This is a genomic window from Pelomonas sp. V22 (assembly GCF_030014915.1).
GTDB lineage: Bacteria > Pseudomonadota > Gammaproteobacteria > Burkholderiales > Burkholderiaceae_C > JAUASW01.
Map to the genome: position 1 here is coordinate 326656 of NZ_JAGIXS010000002.1, position 19818 is coordinate 346473.

Annotated in this window: 21 protein-coding genes; 8 read left to right on the forward strand and 13 right to left on the reverse strand. The window is 68.2% G+C overall.

Features of this window, described 5'->3' with window-relative positions; all coding sequences use genetic code 11:
• Nucleotide 1 precedes the first annotated feature (1 nt).
• Genes J7U46_RS10810 through J7U46_RS10820 form a run of 3 tightly spaced genes read right to left on the reverse strand, consistent with a single transcriptional unit; the run spans nt 2 to nt 3124 of the window.
• Nucleotides 2–709 (reverse strand): ABC transporter ATP-binding protein, encoded by a 708-nt coding sequence (locus J7U46_RS10810; RefSeq protein ID WP_282825642.1) that lies wholly within the window; start codon nt 707–709, stop codon nt 2–4.
• A complete protein-coding gene (locus J7U46_RS10815) occupies nt 702–1946 on the reverse strand; it encodes an FtsX-like permease family protein (protein ID WP_282825644.1) in 1245 nt (414 codons plus the stop codon). Before J7U46_RS10815 ends, J7U46_RS10810 begins: the two co-directional genes overlap by 8 nt.
• Complete coding sequence (locus tag J7U46_RS10820; RefSeq protein WP_282825646.1) at nt 1943–3124, reverse strand: efflux RND transporter periplasmic adaptor subunit; 1182 nt, start codon at nt 3122–3124, stop codon at nt 1943–1945. The genes J7U46_RS10815 and J7U46_RS10820 overlap by 4 nt, the downstream gene beginning before the upstream one ends.
• Before the next feature lie 254 nt (nt 3125–3378).
• Here J7U46_RS10820 and J7U46_RS10825 point away from each other — a divergent pair, with 254 nt between their 5' ends.
• Both J7U46_RS10825 and J7U46_RS10830 read left to right on the forward strand, forming a co-directional pair.
• Nucleotides 3379–5481 carry a protein-disulfide reductase DsbD domain-containing protein gene (locus J7U46_RS10825; RefSeq protein ID WP_282825648.1) on the forward strand — a complete coding sequence of 701 codons (2103 nt, stop codon included), beginning with the start codon at nt 3379–3381 and terminating at the stop codon, nt 5479–5481.
• A 14-nt stretch (nt 5482–5495) separates the two neighbouring features.
• Nucleotides 5496–6122, forward strand: coding sequence for a redoxin domain-containing protein (locus J7U46_RS10830; protein ID WP_349239486.1), 627 nt, complete (start codon nt 5496–5498; stop codon nt 6120–6122).
• A gap of 6 nt (nt 6123–6128) precedes the next feature.
• Here J7U46_RS10830 and J7U46_RS10835 read toward each other — a convergent pair whose 3' ends face one another.
• The 9 genes from J7U46_RS10835 to J7U46_RS10875 all read right to left on the reverse strand — a co-directional run bounded on the left by J7U46_RS10835 (nt 6129) and on the right by J7U46_RS10875 (nt 13009).
• Nucleotides 6129–6632 carry a hypothetical protein gene (locus tag J7U46_RS10835; RefSeq protein WP_282825650.1) on the reverse strand — a complete coding sequence of 168 codons (504 nt, stop codon included), beginning with the start codon at nt 6630–6632 and terminating at the stop codon, nt 6129–6131.
• Between the two features lie 3 nt (nt 6633–6635).
• A complete protein-coding gene (locus J7U46_RS10840; protein WP_282825651.1) occupies nt 6636–7037 on the reverse strand; it encodes a RidA family protein in 402 nt (133 codons plus the stop codon).
• A 19-nt stretch (nt 7038–7056) separates the two neighbouring features.
• Entirely contained in the window at nt 7057–7647 is a 591-nt protein-coding gene (locus J7U46_RS10845; protein WP_282825652.1) for a hypothetical protein, read from the reverse strand.
• 44 nt (nt 7648–7691) lie between these two features.
• A complete protein-coding gene (locus tag J7U46_RS10850; protein ID WP_282825654.1) occupies nt 7692–8099 on the reverse strand; it encodes a GNAT family N-acetyltransferase in 408 nt (135 codons plus the stop codon).
• Nucleotides 8100–8154: 55 nt separating this feature from the next.
• On the reverse strand, nt 8155–8706 hold the full coding sequence (locus J7U46_RS10855) for a hypothetical protein (protein WP_282825656.1): 552 nt from the start codon (nt 8704–8706) through the stop codon (nt 8155–8157).
• A 60-nt stretch (nt 8707–8766) separates the two neighbouring features.
• Nucleotides 8767–9900, reverse strand: coding sequence for a sensor domain-containing diguanylate cyclase (locus J7U46_RS10860; protein WP_282825658.1), 1134 nt, complete (start codon nt 9898–9900; stop codon nt 8767–8769).
• 61 nt (nt 9901–9961) lie between these two features.
• The gene (locus J7U46_RS10865) at nt 9962–10858 is read right to left on the reverse strand and encodes a dienelactone hydrolase family protein (RefSeq protein ID WP_282825661.1); all 897 of its coding nucleotides are present in this window, start codon (nt 10856–10858) and stop codon (nt 9962–9964) included.
• Complete coding sequence (locus tag J7U46_RS10870) at nt 10824–11990, reverse strand: sigma-54 dependent transcriptional regulator (RefSeq protein ID WP_282825663.1); 1167 nt, start codon at nt 11988–11990, stop codon at nt 10824–10826. Before J7U46_RS10870 ends, J7U46_RS10865 begins: the two co-directional genes overlap by 35 nt.
• A gap of 110 nt (nt 11991–12100) precedes the next feature.
• Entirely contained in the window at nt 12101–13009 is a 909-nt protein-coding gene (locus J7U46_RS10875) for a LysR family transcriptional regulator (protein WP_349239487.1), read from the reverse strand.
• 69 nt (nt 13010–13078) lie between these two features.
• On the opposite strand from J7U46_RS10875, the gene J7U46_RS10880 reads away from it, so the two are divergent.
• The 6 genes from J7U46_RS10880 (at nt 13079) to J7U46_RS10905 (ending at nt 17363) form a co-directional block, all read left to right on the forward strand.
• Nucleotides 13079–14074 carry a sodium-dependent bicarbonate transport family permease gene (locus J7U46_RS10880; RefSeq protein ID WP_282825665.1) on the forward strand — a complete coding sequence of 332 codons (996 nt, stop codon included), beginning with the start codon at nt 13079–13081 and terminating at the stop codon, nt 14072–14074.
• 81 nt (nt 14075–14155) lie between these two features.
• On the forward strand, nt 14156–15001 hold the full coding sequence (locus J7U46_RS10885) for an ABC transporter substrate-binding protein (RefSeq protein ID WP_282825667.1): 846 nt from the start codon (nt 14156–14158) through the stop codon (nt 14999–15001).
• 111 nt (nt 15002–15112) lie between these two features.
• On the forward strand, nt 15113–15811 hold the full coding sequence (locus J7U46_RS10890) for an amino acid ABC transporter permease (RefSeq protein WP_282825669.1): 699 nt from the start codon (nt 15113–15115) through the stop codon (nt 15809–15811).
• Nucleotides 15812–15884: 73 nt separating this feature from the next.
• Nucleotides 15885–16571: an amino acid ABC transporter permease gene (locus J7U46_RS10895; protein ID WP_282825671.1), complete on the forward strand. Its 687-nt coding sequence runs from the start codon at nt 15885–15887 to the stop codon at nt 16569–16571.
• Between the two features lie 4 nt (nt 16572–16575).
• Nucleotides 16576–17130, forward strand: coding sequence for a hypothetical protein (locus tag J7U46_RS10900; protein WP_282825673.1), 555 nt, complete (start codon nt 16576–16578; stop codon nt 17128–17130).
• Nucleotides 17131–17147: 17 nt separating this feature from the next.
• Complete coding sequence (locus tag J7U46_RS10905; RefSeq protein WP_282825675.1) at nt 17148–17363, forward strand: SlyX family protein; 216 nt, start codon at nt 17148–17150, stop codon at nt 17361–17363.
• Here the strand turns inward: J7U46_RS10905 and J7U46_RS10910 are convergent.
• Nucleotides 17357–19714: an EAL domain-containing protein gene (locus tag J7U46_RS10910; protein ID WP_282825677.1), complete on the reverse strand. Its 2358-nt coding sequence runs from the start codon at nt 19712–19714 to the stop codon at nt 17357–17359. The genes J7U46_RS10905 and J7U46_RS10910 overlap by 7 nt on opposite strands.
• Nucleotides 19715–19818 lie beyond the last annotated feature (104 nt).

A 19818-nucleotide genomic window follows, 5' to 3' on the forward strand; every position in this document is an offset into this window, starting at 1 on the left:
GCTAGACGGTGGTGCGGCCGGTGACCCGGCCGTCCACCACCTCGATCAGGCGGTCGCAACGCGTGGCGAGCTCCGCGTTGTGCGTCACGAAGAGCACGGCCGTGCCGTGCTCGCGGTTGAAGCGGCGCAGCAGTTCGAACACCTCGTCGGCACTCTTGGTGTCGAGGTTGCCGGTGGGCTCGTCGGCCAGCAGCAGGGCCGGGTTCATGGCCAGCGCGCGGGCCACGGCCACGCGCTGCTGCTGCCCGCCGCTCAGCCGCCCGGCCGGCTGGTCGATCCATTTGGCCAGGCCGACGCTCTCCAGCAGGCCGGCTGCGCGCTCGCGCATCTCGCGGGTCTGGAATCCGGCCGCGCCCATCATGGGCATCATCACGTTCTCCACGGCCGTGAAGGCACTGAGCAGGTGGTGGTACTGGAACACGAAACCGATGGTGTGGCCGCGCAAGCGGGTCAGCGCCGCATCGTCGAGTGCGGTGCTTTCCTGCCCGGTCACGCTCAAGCTGCCGCTGGTGGGCCGGTCCAGCAGGCCGACGATGTTCAGCAAGGTGCTCTTGCCCGAGCCCGAGGGGCCCATCACGGCACAGAACTCGCCCCGCTCGAGCGTGAGGTCAATGCCGTGCAGGATCTCGGTCTCGATCGGCGTGCCGACATTGAAGGCCTTGCGCACCTGGCGCAGCGCCACGACGGGCGTGCTTGACTTGCTATCCACGGATGGCCACCACAGGGTCGAGCCGCGCGGCACGGCGGGCCGGCGCGTAGGCGGCCAGCAGGCCGGTCACAGTGGCCACCAGCAGGGCCACCAGGTAGAGCATGGGATCGAAGCTGAGCGGGAACAGCGGTGTGCCGTCCGCATTGCGGGCGAACTGCTGCCAGGCCACCAGGGCCAGCCCGCCGATGGCACAGCCCGCCAGCCCACCGCCGCAGGCCAGCAGGCCGCCCTGCAGCAGGAACACACGCATGACCTGACCCTGCGAGATGCCCATGGCGCGCAGGATGCCGATCTCGCGCGACTTCTGCACCACGACCACCACCAGCACGCTGGCGATGCCGAAGGCGACCGACAGGCCGACAAAGAAACGGATCGCCCGGTTGGCCGTGGTCTGCGCACTGATCGCCGAGAAGAACTGGGCGCTGGCCTTGATCCAGCTGTCGGCCTCCACGCCGGTGTCGGCCGCGATGCGCTGCGCCACCTCCTCTGCGGCGTAGACGTCGCGCACCGTGACCTCGAGGCTCGTCACCTGGCCGCTGAGACCGAGCAAGCTCTGCGCGCCGCGCAGGGGCACGAAGACGCTGCGCTCATTGGCGCCCTTGTTGCCGAGGTCAAAGACGCCGCTGATGTTGAACACCATCACCGCACCGCTGGCGGCACTGAGCCGCAGCTTGTCGCCGACATCCACGGCCAGGTCGCTGGCCAGCTCGGTGCCAATGAGCACGTCGCTGCTCGAAAGCCGGGCGCTGCCGCGGACGATCTTGTCGGACAGGTCGACGATGCGGAAATAGCTCTCGGGCTCGATGCCGCTGACCGACACCGCCTTGCTCGCCGTGCCGCGCAGCACCAGGGCCGATCCGGCCGCCACCGGCGTGACCACCCGGACCTGCGGCAACTGCTGGACCTGCTCGCGCACCGAGCGCCATTGGTCCACCGTGCGGACGCGCTGCTGCGGCGGCTGCACGGTGGCCGCCACGCGCTGATCGGCACCGGCGGCCAGCAGCGGCCGCGTCACGGCGCGCGGCGGCAGCAGCTGGATGTGGGCCTGTGCGGACAGCACGCGCTGGATGAAGTTGCCCTGCAGACCGGCCAGCAAGGCCGACATGAACACGATGACGCCAACGCCGACGGCCACGCCTGCAATGATGAACAGCGTCTGCAAGCGCCCCTCGCGCAGAAAGCGCAGCGCGACGGTCCACTCGAACGGCGCGCGCGGGCGCCAGGTGAGCCAGCTCACGGCGCGGCCACCCGCACCCGGTCACCCGCCGCAACAGCGGCCGTGGCCGGCAGCACGCGGTCGCCAGGTGTCAGGCCTTCGAGCACCTCCACCCATCCGCCGGCACGCAGGCCGAGCTTGGGCACGCAGCGCTCGGCCCTGCCCTCCACCACGCGCAACACCCAGGGCGCTGCCGATGCCGGCTCGCGCAAGGCCGCCACCGGCAGCAGCAGGGCCTGCGGGCGGCGGGCCACCTCGATGTCGATGGACACGGTCATGTCCTGGCGCAATTCGGCCGGCGCGGCCGGCAGGTCGAACTTCACCTGCACCGCGCCGGTCTGCGCATTCACGCCGGGGTTGATGTAGGCCAGCCGGGCGTCGAAGCGGCGCTGCGGATAGGCATCCGCCGAAGCGAGAGCCGCCTGGCCGAGCGCGAGCAGGCGCAGGTTCTTTTCATCCACGTCGGCCACCAGTTGGGTCTGGCCGGCGGGCGACAGCGTCATCAGCAGCTTGCCGGCCTGCACCACGTCGCCGGCCTCCACATTGCGGGCAATGAGCAGGCCCGCCTGCGGCGCGCGCACCCGCGTGTAGGCCAGGCGCGCGGCAGCGGCGGCGGCGTTCGCCTGGGCGCTGCCCACGGCCGCCACCGCCAGCGCGAGCTGGCTGCCGTTTGGCGCCAAGGCCTCCAGCGCTCGTTGGGCACTGCGCCATTGGGCGTCGGCCAGGATCAGGGCGCGCTGCGCTTCGTCACGCGCCGCCTGGCCGATGAAGCCCTGGGCAAACAGGGTTTCGGCACGCGCGGCACTGGCACGCGTGGTCTCCAGCGTCGCGGCCGACTGGCGCAGCGCGAGCTCCGCCTGGGGCCGCTGCAATTCCTCCAGTTGCCGACGCTGAGCCCGGGCCTGCACCAGGGCCGCGTCGGCCTGGGCCAGCGCGGCCTGTGCCTCGGCGGGATTGAGCGCCACGAGCAAGTCGCCCGCCTTCACCGACTGGCCTTCGCGCACCGGCACCTCCAGCACCGTGCCGGTGATCTGGGCTGCGATGTCGGCGCGGTGCGGCGTCTCGACATGGCCGCTGACGACCACGGTCTGCACCAGGTCCTGGCGGCGCACTTCCAGCGCCTCCACCGGCGGCCCTTGCCACAGGCGCCACCCCGACGCGGCAAGCACAAGCAGCCCTGCCAGCGCCAGCAGGCGCATCCCATGCCGTTGTCTCAGCCAGTCCCAGCTTGTTGCCACCGCGTACCTCGCCCCAAGTTCTTGCAATCCCGTCATTGAATCCGCAAGCAAGCCCATGGTGCATGACCGTGATCAAGAGCGGCACAAGTGGTTCCACTGCTATCGCACGAGCTGCGCACAGGGCACACGAGACGCCACAGCGCTCATCCGCAGCGCCAGGGAGCAGGGACTCAGAGGCAACAGCACCTTTACAAACTGCCACTAGGATCTGCGCCATGTTGATGAAGACCCTGCTCACGGCCGCCACCGGCCTCCTGCTTGCCACCGGCACCATCGCCCAAACCGACCACGCGGCCACGGCCGAGGTGAAGGTCCGCTTGATCAGCCCGGCGAGCAGCGTGCAGCCGGGCCAGAAGCTCTTGCTGGCGCTGGAGCAGCGCATCGCGCCGCACTGGCACACCTACTGGATCAACCCAGGCGACTCGGGCCAGGCCACCAGCATCGACTGGTCGCTGCCCGCCGGCGCCAAGGCCGGGCCCATCCAATGGCCGACGCCGGAGCGCATCGACATCGGCCCGCTGAGCAACTACGGCTACAGCGAGCAGGTGCTGCTGCTCAGCGAGGTGCAGCTGCCGGCCGACCTCAAGCCCGGCAGCACAGCCCGGCTGTCGGCCAGCGTCAGCTGGCTGGTCTGCAAGGATGTTTGCATTCCGCAGGAGGCCGAGCTGGCCCTGAGCCTGCCGGTTGCCGCCGAAGCGGCGGCTTCGGCCGACGCACCACTGATCGAGCAGGCCAAGGCGGCCTTGCCGGCGGCCGCGCCCTGGCCGGTGCAGGTCGTGCAATCGAACGAGGGCCTGCTCATCAGCTGGCCGGTCGAGGCCGATCAGAAACCGGTGGCGCAGTTCTTCGCCGGTGCCTGGGGCCAGGTGCGCCATGCCAGCGCGCAGGCCTTGCAGCGCGAGGGTTCGCAATGGCGCTTGCTGGTCAAGCCGGGCGAGACGCCGCTCAAGCTCGGCGAGCGCCTTGAAGGCCTGCTGGTGCTGGGCGACGGCGCCGAGCGGCGCGGCTATCAGCTGAGCAGCGTGCTCGCGGCCGCGCCACCAGCGGGCTCCGCCAGCGGCGAGGCCGGCCTCGGCCTGCTGCCGGCGATTCTGCTGGCCTTGCTCGGTGGCCTGGTGCTGAACCTGATGCCCTGCGTGTTCCCGGTGCTCTCGATCAAGGCCTTCAGCCTGGTGCAGCAGGCTCACGGCGAAGCACGCGAGGCGCGCCAGCATGGCCTGGCCTACACGGCCGGCGTGCTGGCCAGCTTTGCTGTGCTGGCCGGCGTGCTCGTGGCCTTGCGCGCGGCCGGTGGCGAGATCGGCTGGGGCCTGCAGTTCCAGTCGCCGCTGTTCGTGCTGGGCGTGGCCTGGTTGCTGTTCGGACTCGGGCTGTCGCTGTCGGGCCTGCTCGACATCGGCGCAGGCCTGGGCGGCCTGGGGTCAGGTCTTGCCTCCAAGGCCGGCCTCGCCGGCAGCTTCTTCAGCGGCGTATTGGCGGCCGTGGTCGCCACGCCCTGCACCGCGCCTTTCATGGGCGCCGCCATCGCGTTCGCGTTGGCCCAGCCGGCGGCCGAGCTGCTCGCCGTGTTCCTGAGCCTCGGACTCGGCCTCGCCCTGCCCTATCTGCTGCTCAGCTGGTGGCCGGCCCTGCAGCGCCTGATGCCCCGGCCCGGCGCCTGGATGAACGTGCTGAAGCAGGGCCTTGCCTTCCCGATGTATGGCGCGGCCATCTGGCTGACCTGGGTGCTGGCCCAGCAGCAGGGGCCGCAGGGCGTGCTGCTGGCGCTCTCGGGCATGGCCCTGATCGCGCTGGCGGCCTGGTTGCATGGCATCAGCCGGGCGGCCGCGCCGCGCTGGAAGCTGGTGGGCGGGGTCTCCGCCCTCGCCTCGCTGGCCCTGGCTGCTGTGCTGGCCAGCAACCTGCAGACCCAGCCTGCACAAGCCGGCGAGACGGCAGCCAAGCAGCACTTCGAGCCCTACACGCCCGAGCGCTTGGCCGCACTGCGCGGCGAGGGCAAGCCGGTGTTCATCAATCTGACGGCCGCCTGGTGCATCAGCTGCCTGGTGAACGAGCGCGTGGCCTTGTCGTCCACCGAGGTGCGCACCGCCTTTGCCGAGCAGGGCATCAACTATCTGAAGGGCGACTGGACCCACCAGGACCCCAAGATCAGCGCCCTGCTGGCCGAGCATGGCCGCAGCGGCGTGCCGCTCTATCTCTTCTATGCGCCCGGGGCCGAGGCCCAGGTCTTGCCCCAGCTGCTGACGCCTGGCATCGTGCTTGACGCGCTGCGCGAGGCCAAGCCGCCTGCCTCTTCCTCCCCTTCACCCACCACCTGATCCAGGAGATTCCGATGATGACGATGAAGCACACCCGCCGCCATCTGCTGCTCGCCACCGCCTTGCTGGTCACGGCCGGCCTCGCTCAAGCTCAAGCCCAACTCGACCAGGCCGCCCCTGCCTTCAGCGCCCGCACGGCCGACGGCAAGGCCCTGGACCTCGCCAGCTTCAAGGGCAAGACCGTGGTGCTGGAATGGACCAACCACGACTGCCCCTACGTGAAGAAGCACTACAGCAGCGGCAACATCCCCGCGCTGCAGAAGGACGCCACCGGCAAGGGCGTGGTCTGGCTGCAGGTGATCTCGTCGGCGCCCGGTGAACAGGGCTACGTGGAAGGCGCACAAGCCATCGAGCTGAACGGCAAGCGCGGCGCGACGCCGACCAACACCCTGCTCGACCCCACGGGCCAGCTCGGCAAGCTCTACGGCGCCCAGACCACGCCGCACATCTACATCGTCAATGCCGAGGGCCAGCTGGTCTACAAGGGCGGCATCGACAGCATCGCTACCAACAAGGTTGAAGACCTGGCCCGCGCCGAGCCCTATGTGAAGCTGGCGCTGGCCGAGGTGGCAGCGGGCCGCAAGCCCAATCCGGCCAACACCAAGCCCTATGGCTGCTCGGTCAAGTACGCCAAGGGCTGAACGACCTCAGCCCAACCTGGCCACCGCTGCTCGCAAGAGCAGCCGTGAGTAAAGCTTGTGAAAGCCCAGCAGCGCCACAAAGGCCGCACCCATGCGGCGCTCGCCACTGCGGCGGTCCAGTTTGGGCACGACGGCCGAGCCGAAAAACAGGCGCGTGGAGCGGCCATCGGCCGCCGCCTCGACCATCAACCAGGAGCGGGTGCGGCTCTGAAAATCGCAGAGCAGCAGCTGGTTCTCAGCGCGCCCTTCGACCGTCCAGGCAGCGAACCTGTCCAGCCGCCCCTTGGCCAACTCGCGGGCCTGCGCATCGCTCGCCGGCCGGCCCAGCAAGAGCGCCAGGATCAAGCGCTCCAGCTTGAACAAGGGCGTGGTGTAGAAAGCCTCGACGAAGTCTGCGTGTGAGATGGGCAGCGCCATCTCGGTGGCATAGCAATCGGTGTAGGCGCCCTGCTCGCGGTATTTATTCAGCAGCGCTTCAGCTGGCAGCTCGCGTGCAGTGATCGAACCCATGACTCAGGCACCATCCGGCAGTCTCGCCGCCACCGCGTCTACCTCGACGAACCAGGCCGGATCGACCAGCTGCGACACGAAGATTGCCGTCGACGCTGGCCGGTGCGCACCCAGGTGCTTGAGGCGCGCGGCGCGCACCGCGTCGCCATCCTGGCCGGCCACCATGAAGGTGGTCAGCTTGACGATGTGCTCGGGCGCCAGCCCGTGGGCCTTCAGCAAGGCCAGGATGTTGGCGAAGACCTGGTCGGCCTGCTCGGCGATGTTGTCCGGCGTCGAGCCATCGGGTCGCACGCCCAGTTGGCCCGAGAGGTAGATCAGCTCGGCGCCAGCCGGCACCGTGACAGCATGGCTGTAAAGGCCCAGCGGGGCGTGGACCGTGGGTGGGTTGGAGAAGCTCAGGGGCATGGCAGGCTGCTGTTCAGGCTCAGGTCTTGCATTTGCCCGTCAGTGCCGCATGGACCATGAAGGGCGCGACGAGTATGCCCTGCACCCCGATGCGGCCGATGGCGGGCGGGTCATGTTTGAGGGCATCGGCCCGCAGGCAGCCTGGCACGCCAGCGTCCGCCACCGAGGCGCGGAGCCGCTCGCTCTCAGACATCCTGGGGCTGTGCAGGGCCTGGCTGCTGGCATTGGCCAAGCGCTGGACCGCACCGGTGCTTAGTGACATGGCCGACCGGACCGTGCCGGCGCCCAGGTCGAGCGACCGGGCGGGCGCGGAGGCGGCTGCGTCGGGCAGGCCCGCCGCTGCGCTGACCGTGGGCGCGTCGGCAGGTCGCGCTGGATGAGCCGGCACATCCAAGTAGGCACCGGGAGGCTGCTCCTGCCCGGCAGGCTGCACCGGCGCTGATCTTCGCTGCTGGGCGATAGGGAGCTCGCCTTGCCGCGGCCTCTGCCGCATCGGCTGCAGCGTCAGTACGACGACCCGCCGCACCTGGGCCTCCATCGCCTGCGGACGGACACCGCGCAAGAGCCAGGCCAAGGCAAGCACCATCAGCAGCGCGAGCAAACCCGCCATCAAGCGAATCGGCAGCGAAGGGCCGACCAGCGCCGGGACCGGCACTAGACCCCCGTCACCAGCTGCATGCCCGGCCCATCTTGCGGGCGCGGCAGGAACCCGTGTTTCTCGTAGAAGCCCTGCTTGCCCCGAGCGCAGAACAGCTGCACGTCGGTGATGCTGGCGGCGTGGCAGGCGGCCAAGGCTGCGTCGAGAAGCTGCGATCCCAGGCATTGGGCCTGAAACGCCGGCGCCACGATCATCTCGGTGATGAAGGCATGCAAATGCCCATCGGAGATCACACGCGCAAAGCCGACCAGCTCATCGCCTGCGTAGGCACTGACGCTGAACCATGATCCCGCCAGCGCTCGGGCGTAGTAGTCGGTATCGCGCTCGGGCGGCCCCCAGCCGGTGGTGTCGTAGAGCGCCTTGAAGGCAGCGGCCGTCGTAAGCCGGGTGTCGAGGCTGATCACGGTGTCCCGAGTCTTGAGGGGGAAGAAGATTGGGTGCGGCCGGCCGGTCAGGTCGCTATTGAATCTTCGCCGCACGGGCTCTGGCTTCAGCCAGCGGCGGAACACCGAGCTCAGCGCGTTCGGCGTCGCTGACGGCCGTCTCGTCCACGAGGTAGAGCTCCCAGGGGCCCGTCGACGATTTGGTGAACTGGGTGCCGTACCACTGCGGCTTGTTCAGCCGCATCAGCAAGCGGTCCCAGGCCGCAGCGCTCAGCCAGCGGCAGCGCTTGTCAGCCGGGTCCAGGGCGCGGGAGGTGGTCGCCAGCGAGTAGGCCAGGCGGATCTCGTCGACGGTCTCGCCATGCTGGAAGATCAGCGCCGCATTGCAGTAGTCCTCTGCGCTCCGGACGCCACCCTGCTTGATCAGGTCCAGCACCTTGACTCGCCGCGCCGCGTCCTCGGCGGAGATTTTCTTCCAGTCGATGTCCTTGATCGCACCGGACCGCGCCGCCTGGTCCTGGGCCTTGAGCTCGGCCAGCACCGGGTTGGCAGCAGGCTGTTGGGCAAACACAGGAGCGCACAAGAGGCCTACCAATGCAGTGAACGCAGTGACGTTGAATCGGCGCATGAGTGTTCTAACCATTCGAGTGAAGGCCAGTCTATCCTCAGGACGACCACGTCTCGCCGATCAGGCGCCACCGTTCTCGAAAGAGCCGGCCTCCGGGCTGGACACCACGCGATTGCGCCCGCCCTCCTTGGCCGCATAAAGCGCCTGGTCGGCGTTCTTGATCAGGGCCTCGGCAATGGCGCGCGGCTCGCGCACGGCCGGATCCAGGCGCAGCATGGCCACGCCGATCGAGGTGGTGACCGGCAGCTCGCCACCACCCGGCAGCGGCAGGCCCTGCCTCGCGATGGCCTCGCGGATGCGCTCGGCGATCTCGACGGCCTGGGCGCCATTGGTGCGCGGCAGCAGCACGACGAATTCCTCGCCGCCCCAGCGTGCGATGGTGTCGCCCATGCGCAGCTGCCCCTGGATCAGCTGCCCGACCTGGCGCAGCACGGCGTCGCCGGCACCATGGCCATGGCCGTCGTTGATGCGCTTGAAGTGGTCGATGTCCAGGAACATACAGGCCAGGGGCTGGCGGTAGCGGATGCTGAGGCTGATCTCGATCAGCTGGCGGTGCTCGAAGTAGCGGCGGTTGTGCACGCCGGTCAGCGCGTCGGTAAGGCCCGCGCGCTTGACGCGCTCCTGGTTCAGCGCGCTCTCCAGGCAGACCGAGACGATGGCGCTGAGCCGCTCCAGGAACTGTGTACCGGTGCCCGCCTCGTAGCGCGCCGGGTCGGTGCTGCCGAAATGCAGGCTGCCGATCAGCTGGCCATGGCGGCTCAGGGGCAGCAAGGCCACCGAGCGCAGCAGGCCCACCGGCATGGCACCGAAGAGTTCGGCATGGCGGGCCGGGTCGAAGCGGCCGAGCCAGGGCTTCCAGGGCAAGGCATGCAGGGCCTGCAGCGGCGCGGCCGCATCCAGCAGGCGCAGGCCGGACTTCAGCAAGGGATCGGACGGCTGCTCTTGCTCCAGCAGGCGGCGGGTCTCGCCCTCGCCATCGACCAGGGCCAGGCCGATCTGCTCCACACCGAAGGCCGCGCGGTACTCGCCCAGCAGCAGGCGCAGCAGCTCCAGCAGGGAGCCCGCGCCGATCAGCTGGTTTTCCAGCTGGTCAAAGCGGCGCATCTTCTCTTCATTGGCCCGCGCCGCTTGCAAGAGCGCGTCGAGCTGGCGCTTGAGCGCCTGGTTCTCGGCCTTGAGTTGATCGATCAGCATCGTGCCAGGGGCAGTCGGGGTGCGAAGGACCCCGACTGTACGGCCTCAGGCGCCTCCTCAATCAGGCGAGATGCTTCCTGAAGTGGGCAATCGTGCGATCCCAGGCCAGCTTGGCGGCGGCAGCGTCGAAGCGCGGCGTCGTGTCGTTATTGAAGCCATGCTGGGTGCCGGCGTAGGTGAACGCCTCATAGCTGACGCCGGCCGCCTTCAGCGCTTCCTCGTACTTGGGCCAGCCGGCGTTGATGCGCTCATCGGTGCCGGCGTAATGGATCAAGAGCGGCGCCTTGATCCTGGCTGCATCGGCAGCCTGGGGCTGGCCACCATAGAAAGGCACGGCCGCCGCCAGGTCGCTCACCTGGGTGGCCAGGTAGTTGGCCACGCCGCCGCCGTAGCAGAAGCCGACCACGCCAACCTTGCCATTGCCTTCGGGCAGGGCCTGCAAGGCGCGCACGGCGGCAATGAAGTCGAGGCGGGTCTTGCCCTGGTCCAGCTTGCCGAACAGCTCGCGGGCCTTGTCCTCATCACCCGGATAGCCACCCAGCGGCGCCAGCGCGTCAGGTGCGAAGGCCAGGAAGCCATCGAGCGCCAGGCGGCGGGCAATGTCCTCGATGTGCGGATTGAGGCCGCGGTTCTCGTGCACCACCAGCACCACAGGCAGCTTGCCATTCCCGTTGACCGCCTTGGCCGGCTTGGCCAGGTAGCCCGTGACCTGGCCCGTGCCCTGCGGCGATTCGAAGCTCTGCTTGCGGGTGACGATGCGGGCGTCATCCGGCTTGACCTGCTGCGCCTGTGCGAACTGCGGCGTCAAGCTCGTGAGCAGGGCCGTGGCGGCGGCGGTGCTGCCGGCGATGCCGGCGGCACGGTCGATGAAGGCGCGGCGGCTGATGTCGCCATGCACGAACTGGTCGAACAGCTTCAGCACCTCAGGCTGGAAGTCTTGGGCGGTCAAACGATTCATCGAAACTCCTGTCGCGTGGAAGTGAGGCAATGGACGGTGCGAAGCTCGCCCGGCGGCGTAGCAGCAGGCCCAGGCGCTGCAGCTGCGTGCGCAAGACATTGCGGGTGATGCCGAGCAGCTCGGCCGTGTGCACCTGGTTGCGCTGGCAATGCGCGAAGGCGCTTTGTATGAGCACTCGCTCGATGCTGTCAAACAGCTGGGGCGGGTTGGCCTCGTAAAGTTCGGTAAACAGCGCCTCAAGGCGGCTCAGCGCATCGTCCGCCACCGCGGGCTCGGGCTCCGGCTCGGGCTCGGCATCGTTCAGCACCTGACGCGCACGCAGCGGCGCTGTGGCCGCGCTGAGCTTGAGGTCGCGCGCGGCCAGCACGCCGTCGCGGTTGACGATCAGGGCGTAGTGGATGACGTTCTCCAGCTCGCGGATATTGCCCGGCCAGGAATAGGCCAGCAGGGCCGCGCGGGCATCGACGCCGAGGCGCACGTCCTGCAGCTCCAGTCGCCGGCTGTAGACGGCGATGAAGTGCTCGGCCAGCGCAATGATGTCGCCCGGCCTTTGCGCCAGTGGCGCGAGCTGCAAGGCGGCCACGTTGAGCCGGTAATATAGGTCGGCGCGGAAATGCCCGGCGGCCACGGCCTCTTCCAGCTTCACGTTGGTGGCAGCTATCAGTCGCACATCCACGTCGATCGGGCGGCGTGAGCCCAGGCGCACGACCTGGCGTTCTTGCAGCACGCGCAAGAGCTTGACCTGCAGCGAGAGCGGCAGGTCGCCCACCTCGTCCAGGAACAGCGTGCCGTGCTGCGCCGCCTCGAACCAGCCGGCCCGCGAGCCGCTGGCGCCGGTGTAGGCGCCGGCCTCGTGGCCGAACAGCTCGGCCACCACCAGGGTCTCGCTGAAAGCGCCGCAGTTCACCGCCACGAAGGGGCCGCTGCGGCCGCTCTGCTGGTGCACATGGCGGGCGATCAGCTCCTTGCCGGTGCCGGTCTCGCCAATGATCAGCACGGTGGCATCGCTGGCCGCCACGCGCTCGGCTTGCGCCAGCAGGGCCTGCGAGCCAGGATCGTTGAACACGAGGGCCTTGGCGCGTATCGACAGCACCTGGTGCTGCGAATCGGGAAGGGTGAGGACACGGGGCATGGTGAGCTTCTTCTCTGGAATGCGAACTGCCACCCACTCTAGACATGCAGCTCGCGCCGAAGAACGCAGATTGGCGCGCATGCTTATGCGCCAAACATGCTGGCGAGGCCTCAGGAATGCGTCTCCCAGCTGCCTGCCAGCTCCTGCAGATGCTCCACGAAGGCCTGGGCCAGCGGTGACAGCCGCCGGCCCTTGAGCCACAGCACGGACCAGGCCGAAGGCACCGGGAACTGCTGCACCGGCAGGATGGCGAGGCCCTCCTGCGCCGGCTGCTCCACCAGCGCGTGGCGCGAGATCAGGCCGAGCCCGAGGCCACCGGCCACCGACTGCTTGACCGCCTCGTTGCTGCCCAACTCCAGCCGCACGCGCGGGCTCAAGCCCAGCCGCGCGAAATGCTGGTCACCGGCCATGCGCGTGCCGGAACCGAGCTCGCGCAGGATGAAGGCCTCGCTCTGCAGGCGCGCCGGAGCGATGCGACGGCGCGCTGCGAGCGGATGCTGCAGCGAAGCGATCACCACCAGCGGGTTGGCCAGCACATGCAGGCGCTCATGGGCCAGCTCGCTTGGCGGCGCCGACAGGATGTAGAGATCGTCCTCATTGCCGCGCATCCGGTTCACCACGCCGTCGCGGTTGAGCACCTGCAACGAAATGTCCAGCTGCGGATGCGTTTCGCAGAAGCGGCCCAGCATGCGCGGGATGAAGTACTTGGCCGTGCTGGCCACCGAGAGCCGCAGCCGGCCATGGCTGAGCCCCCGATGCTCGGCAATGCGCTGCTCCAGCGCCTCCCACTCGGCAAACATCAGCCGGCTGCTCTCGACCACCAGGCGCCCGGCGTCGGTCAGGAACACGCGCTTGCCGACTTGTTCGTAGAGCGGCAGGCCCACGGCCTCGCTCAGTTCCCGCAACTGCATCGAGACGCTGGGCTGGGTCACATGGCAGGCGCGCGCGGCGGCCGTGACCGAGCCGGTCTCGGCGAGGGCTGTCAACAGCTGCAGTTGGCGAAACGTGGCTCGAATCATGTTTGCTCGATGGATGGCATCAGAACTATTGATTTTTCCTGATTGTCCACTTTCCCTAGCATTCAGGGCATGAATCCGCTCCTCGACCCTGCCCTGCTCTTCTTCGTCCTCGGCCTGGGGGCCGGACTGATCAAATCCAACCTCGAGATTCCGCCAGCGCTTTCGCGCTTTCTTTCGCTCTATCTGCTGATGGCCCTGGGCCTGAAAGGCGGCTTCGCGCTGGCGGCCTCGGGCCTCACCTCGGGCGTGGCGACCGCACTCGGCGCCGCCGTGCTGCTGGCCGTGGCCGTTCCGCTGCTGGACTGGCAATGGCTCAAGCGCGTGCTGCCGCCGATGGACGCCGTGGGCGTGGCCGCGACCTATGGCAGCGTCAGCGCCGTGACCTTCGTGACCGCGACCCATGTGCTGGAGTCGCAGGGCACGCCGGCCGGCGGCCACATGGCGGCGGCCATGGCCCTGATGGAATCGCCCGCGCTGATACTCGGCATCGTCATGGCCAACGGCGTGCGCAGTGCCGGCGCGGTGCTGCCGGCAGGCTCGGCAGCGGTGCTCTCACGCCCCGCCGGCTTCAGCACGCTGGGCCCACATTTGCGCGAGGCGCTGACCGATGGCGGCACCGTGCTGTTGCTGGGCGCCCTGGCCGTGGGCCTGCTGACCGGTGCGCCCGGGGCCGCTGCGATGAAGCCCTTCACCGGCGATCTGTTCAAGGGCTTGCTCGCCTTCTTCCTGCTGGACATGGGCCTGCTGACCGCGCGCCAATTGCCCGGCCTGCGCGAAATGCCGCGCCGCATGTTTGCCTATGCCCTGGCGGCACCGCTGGTGCATGCCGCTCTGGCCCTTCTGCTCGCTTCGCTGCTGCAGCTGACGGTGCCGGACGCCACACTGCTCGCCGTGCTGGCGGCCAGCGCCTCCTACATCGCCGTGCCGGCCGTCTTGCGCCATGCGGTGCCGGAGGCGCGGCCGGCTCTGTACATCGGGCTGTCGCTGGGGATCACCTTCCCCTTCAACCTGCTGGTGGGCATCCCGCTGTACCAGGCCCTAGCACAGGCCTTGCTCGCGAACTGATGTTCGTTCCTCGCCGCGCGAGGTTCGCTCGCGCCGCGCGCTTGGTTAAGCTTCGGGCCATCGACTCTCACAAGGAACCTCATGAGCCTGACCCGACGTAGCGCCACCGCCAGCGCCGTGATCGCCCTCTCCGCCACGCTATTCGGCCTGCAAAGCGCCCACGCCGACCAGCTCGACGATGTGAAGAAAAAAGGCGAGCTGGTCGTCGGCGTGCTGGGCACCGACGAGCCCAACAGCTTCATCGATGCCAAGACGCGCGAGTTCGTCGGCTACGAGGTTGACCTGGCCAAGGCGCTGGCCGCCAAGCTGGGCGTGAAGCTGAAGCTGAAGCAGCTGGCCGTGGCCGCGCGCATCCCCGAGCTGCAGCAAGGCCATGTGGACCTGCTGGCGGCGTCCCTCACGCACACCAAGGAGCGCGAGGCGGTGATCGACTTCTCGCTCACCACCTTCGTCACCGGCCAGAAGGTGATGGTCAAGAAGACGAGCGGCATCACCGCCGTGCCCCAGCTGGCCGGCAAGAAGGTGGTGACGGTCAAGGGGGGCACCCAGGAGCCCAACATCCGCAAGGCCGTGCCCCAGGTGGACGTGGTGACCTTCGAGACCGGCCCGCAGGCCTTCCAGGCGCTGCAGCAGGGCAAGGGCCTCGCCCTCGTGAACGACGAGGTCTCGCTGCTGGACCAGTTCGCCAAGCTCGGCCCCTTGCAGCCGCAGTACCAGATCCTCGACCAGAACCTGAGCGTCGAGCCGCTGGCCATCGGCATCAAGAAGGGCGAGGCCAAGCTCAAGGCCCAGGTCGACGGCCTGCTGCGCGAGCTGGAGAAGAGCGGCGAGGCCGAGAAGCTGTTCAACAAGTGGTACGGCCCGGAAAGCAAGCTGAAGTTCCCGCGCCGGACCTTCAAGATCGATTCGGACAAGGTGGAGGGCTGATATCGAGAGACGCGAACCAGGAAACCAACCAATGCAAACGCAAGGCGCCCCGTTCGTGGGGCGTCTTGTCGTTTCAGGCGGCGTTCGCGTTCTGGCTTATCGTTGCGCCCCATGCCCCATCTCGATTTCAGCGCCCTGCTCCAAGGTGAATACCTGGAATGGCTGCGCGCCGGCTTTCTGTTCTCGCTGCAGCTGACCGGCCTGACCCTGGTGTTCGCACTGCCGCTGGCCGTGTCCGTGGCGCTGTTGAGGCTGGCGCCGTCGAAAGCGGCGCGCGCCGCGGGCTTCGGCTTCGTCGAGGCGATACGCAACATCCCGCTGCTGGTCCACATGCTGTTCTGGTACTTCGGCGCGCCCGAGATCCTGCCCGATGGCCTCAAGGCCTGGCTCTATGCCGGCAACATCGAGGCCGTGGCCGCCCTGATCGCACTGACGCTCTACACCGCCGCCTACATGGCCGAGGACATCCGCTCCGGCCTGCGCGCCGTGCCGGCCGGGCAGTTGCAGGCCGCGCGGGCGCTGGGCCTGTCCTTCCTCGGCGGCATGCGCTTCGTGGTGCTGCCCCAGGCCCTGCGCATCACGGTGCCGCCGTTGATCTCGCAGACCTTGAACCTCTGGAAGAACACCAGCATTGCCACCGTCATCGGTGCGGCTGAATTGATGTACCAGGCCCAGCGCGTCGAGACCGCCAGCTTCCGCGGCTTCGAGACCTTTGCCATCGTGACTGTGGCCTACCTGGCCATCAGCCTCTTCATCACCGCCTTGGCCTGGGGCTTCCAGCAGCGCTATCCGGTAAGGGTGGCGCGATGAGCCCGCAGGGCCGCCCCAAGGGCTCATGCTCCCGCCTGGCGGGACGACGCGAAGCGTCAAGGGTGCTCACATAATGATGGAGTTGATCGACACCTACTGGCTCTACTTCCTCGTGGGCCAGTATCCGAACGGGCCGCTGGGCGGCCTCGCGCTCACCCTGGTGCTGGCCAGCCTCGGCCTGCTGCTCGCACTGCCGCTGGGCATCCTGCTCGGCCTCGGCCGCGTGAGCCCCCTGCCCTGGGTGCGCTTGCCGGTTTCGGGCCTCGTGTTCGTCGTGCGCGGCACGCCGCTCCTGATGGTGGTGTTCTGGGCCTACTTTTTCCTGCCGGTGATCACCGGCACCAAGACCAACCAGTTCAACACCATGCTGGCGGCCCTGGTGCTGTTCGATGCCGCGTATCTCGCCGAGATCGTGCGCGCCGGCTTGCAGGCCCTGCCGGGCGGGCAGATGCAGGCCGCCCGCTCGCTCGGCCTCAGCTATGCGCAGGCCATGCGCCTGGTGCTCTTGCCACAGGCGCTGCGCCACATGCTGCCCTCCCTCGTGAACCAGTTCGTCTCGACGATCAAGCAGACCTCGCTGGGCACCATCATTGGCCTCTCGGAGCTCAGCTACATCGCCAACCAGATCAATGCGCAAGTGCTGGTCAAGCCGGCCGAGATCTTCGGCACGCTGGCGCTCAGCTACTTCATCCTCTGCTTCGGGCTCTCTCGCATCGCCTATGCGCTCGAGAACCGGCTCAACGCACGCCCCCGGGATTGATTCCATGACATCCAAGGTCGACGCCAACTACCGCTACATCGCTGCAGCCAACGAGCTGAACGTGCGCATCGCCCAGCGCCAACAGCTGCTGGCGCTCTACACCACCCTGGTGCTGGGCCTCTTGGCCGCGCTGGTGGCCTTCCGGCCTGAGACGGGCGGCCCGCGCGTGCCCATCGAATGGCTGATCATGGGCTTCCCAGTCGCCTCGCTGTGCCTCGTGTTCCTGAACTACAAGACCGAGCTGGCGCTGACCAACCTGCGCAACTTCCTGGCCGCGCTGGAGCGGTTGGGTGAGGCCCACCTCGAACTGCCCAGCTACAACACCGACCCCAGCTGGGCCGACGGTGCCAACCGCGCGCGGCGCTTCCACGACTACAGCGCGGCGCTGCTGGTCGGCTCCTCCAATGCGCTGGGCCTCGGGGCGCTGTGGCGCATCCATCCGGGCTTCTTCAGCTGGGACTCGATCTCGGTCTGGCTGACCGGCCTCACGGCCATCGGCACCGTGGCCGTGCTGCTGTGGATGCCGCGATGGAGCTACCGCCCGGCCCGGCGCGGCTGATGAGGTCCAATAGCGCCATGGATACCGCACGCCTCGAAGAGCGCATCACCGAGCTGGAGATCAAGGCCAGCTATACGGAAGACCTGCTCGACCACCTGAACGCCACCGTGGCCCGCCAGCAGCAGCAGATCGAGCTGCTGGTGCGCGAGATCCTGCAGCTGCGCCAGCAGCAGCCCGAGGCCGGCCCGGGCGCCGCACGCAGCCTGCGCGACGAACTACCGCCGCACTACTGAAGAAGCCGGCGCGCCGCCGCCCAGGCCAGGAACTGCGGCAGCGGCATGGCCTTGCCATAGAGCCAGCCCTGGCCTTCGTCGCAGCCAGCCTCGTGCAGCAGCGCGGCCGTGGCCTCGTCTTCTATACCCTCGGCCACCACCGAGAGCCGCAGGCCATGAGCGAGGCGGATCATGGCCTGCGTGATCAGGCGGTCTTCCTCGCTGGACACCATCTCGGCCACGAAGGTGCGGTCGATCTTGATCGCCGCCAGCGGCAGGCGGCGCAGATAGGCCATCGATGAATAGCCGGTGCCGAAGTCGTCCACCTCAACAGCGAGGCCCAGCGCGGCCAAGCGCTCCACCACCTCGCCGGCCCGGCCGGGGTCGCTCATCAGCGCCGTTTCGGTGATCTCGAGGCGCAGCTGTTGCGCACCCACGCCATGCGCGGTGAGCAGGTGCTGCAGCTTGTCGGGGAACTGCATGTCCATCAGGTTGTGCGTGGACACATTGATGCTGATGCTGATGTCGAGGCCGGCCTTGGAAAAATGCGCCAGCTTGCCAATGGCTCGGCGCGCCACCCACAGCGTCAACCGGCCGATCAGGTCACCGTTCTCGGCCACCTGGACGATGCGCTCCGGCGAGATCCAGCCATGGAGTGGATGGGGCCAGCGCAGCAGCGCCTCGCAGCCGCTGAGCCGGCCGGTGGCCAGGTTCAGCTTGGGTTGCAGCCACAGCTGCAGTTCCTCGCCTTCCAGCGCCCTGCTCAGGTCGGCCAGCAGCTCCATGGACTTGGGGCCGGCGCCCTGCATCTCGGGGCTGTACAGAGCGCTCCTGACCTGGGTCTCGACGGCCTTCTGCAAGGCGAGGTCGGCACATCGAAGCAGTTCGCCAGCACTTTGGGCATGGTCTGGATATTGAGCGAATCCCGCACGGGTGCGCATGATCAGCGTCAGCCCTCCCAACTCCACCGGCTCCTGCAACGCATCCTGCATGCGCTCGGAGGCCTGGCGCACCGTGCCTGGTGCCAGATGACCGGGGTTGACGATGGCCAGCTCGTCCTCACTCAAGCGGTAGGTCTGGCAGCCCAGGGCTGCCGCCCCTGCAGCGGCCTTGTCTGCAAGCAATTGCACCAGCCGGTCGCCATTGGCGCGGCCCAGCGCATGATGGACCTGTTCCAGCTGGCGCAGCTTCAGCAGCATCAGCCCCACGATCTGAGCCTGCTCGGGTGCAGCCCCCTTGCGCTGGTCCATCAGATCCTGCAGATCCAGCAGCAGCTTGTGGCGATTGGGAAGGCCGGTCAGCGCGTCGTGCAGCGTGCGGTGCCGCAGCTCGCTCACATGATGGGCATTGGCCAGGGCCACCGAGAAGGTGGTGGCGATCAGCTCGAAAGCTTCCAGGTCTTCGTCGCGCAGCGCATTGCGGTCGCGCAGCCACAGCGTGACCGTGCCTATGGCCTGGCCGTCGTGGATCAGTGGTATGCCCACGGCACAGCGCACGCCTCGTCCGGCGGCCACCTTGCCGGTGGCTGACCGAGCCTGATTCGATTGCTCGAAGTTGGCGATCTGCACGATGTGACCCGCGGCGATCGCCGCGCCCGAGACCGTGCCGGCCACCGGCAGCCGTCGCCGCTCGGGCGTGAAGACCTGCTCCAGGCCTTCGCCGTCATAGGCCACAAGGTCCACGCATTGCGCCGCCGCGTCGTAGGTGAAGAAAGCCGCCCGCATGCCCGGGTAAAACAGCAGCAGCTTGGAGAGCGCCAGCCGCGCCAGTTGCTCCACCGAATGGTCACGCCCCAGCTCGGGCGCGATGCTGAGCAGCAGGGCCTGCAGCTCGCCGCGCCGCCGCAGCTCGCTGAACAGCCAGAGCTGGCCTATCAGGTCAACGAGGTCGGCGGCAAAGCCGATCTCGGTCTCGGTCCATTCACGCCGCTGGCCGCGCTGCTCCAGGCACAGCACGCCGGCCAGCTCGCCCTTGTGCCGCAGCGTGGCGTCCAGCAGGGAGGCGATGCCCTGCGGCTCGAAATAGCTCTCCAACAACTCCAGGCAGTCCGGATGCTGTCTCACATCGTTGACCGGCAGCACGCGGTGCTGGCTCAGGGCCGCAATGTAGGCGGGGCAACTGTTGCCCTGGATGAGCAGGCCATCGAGCGACGGGCCGGGCTGATCGGCATCCACAGCGGCCACACAGCGCAGGTTGGTAGACCCACCCAACTCGCGCAGCCACAGCGAAGCGACGCTGAGACCCGCATGCTGAACCGCGACGTTCAGCAACTGCCGCGCAGCATCCGGAAAAGGGAGCTGCCACAGGCTGCTGTCCTTCAGCAGGCCAACGATGAGGTCGCGTACCTGTGGGCCGGTCAATGTGTGACGCATGGCGGGCGATGGTAATGGAGCAACGCACGAGCGGTCTTCAATTTGATTGGCGTCAAGCACCCAGTACAACACCTTGCCCAGACTCTGAACTGGCCGTAAAACTC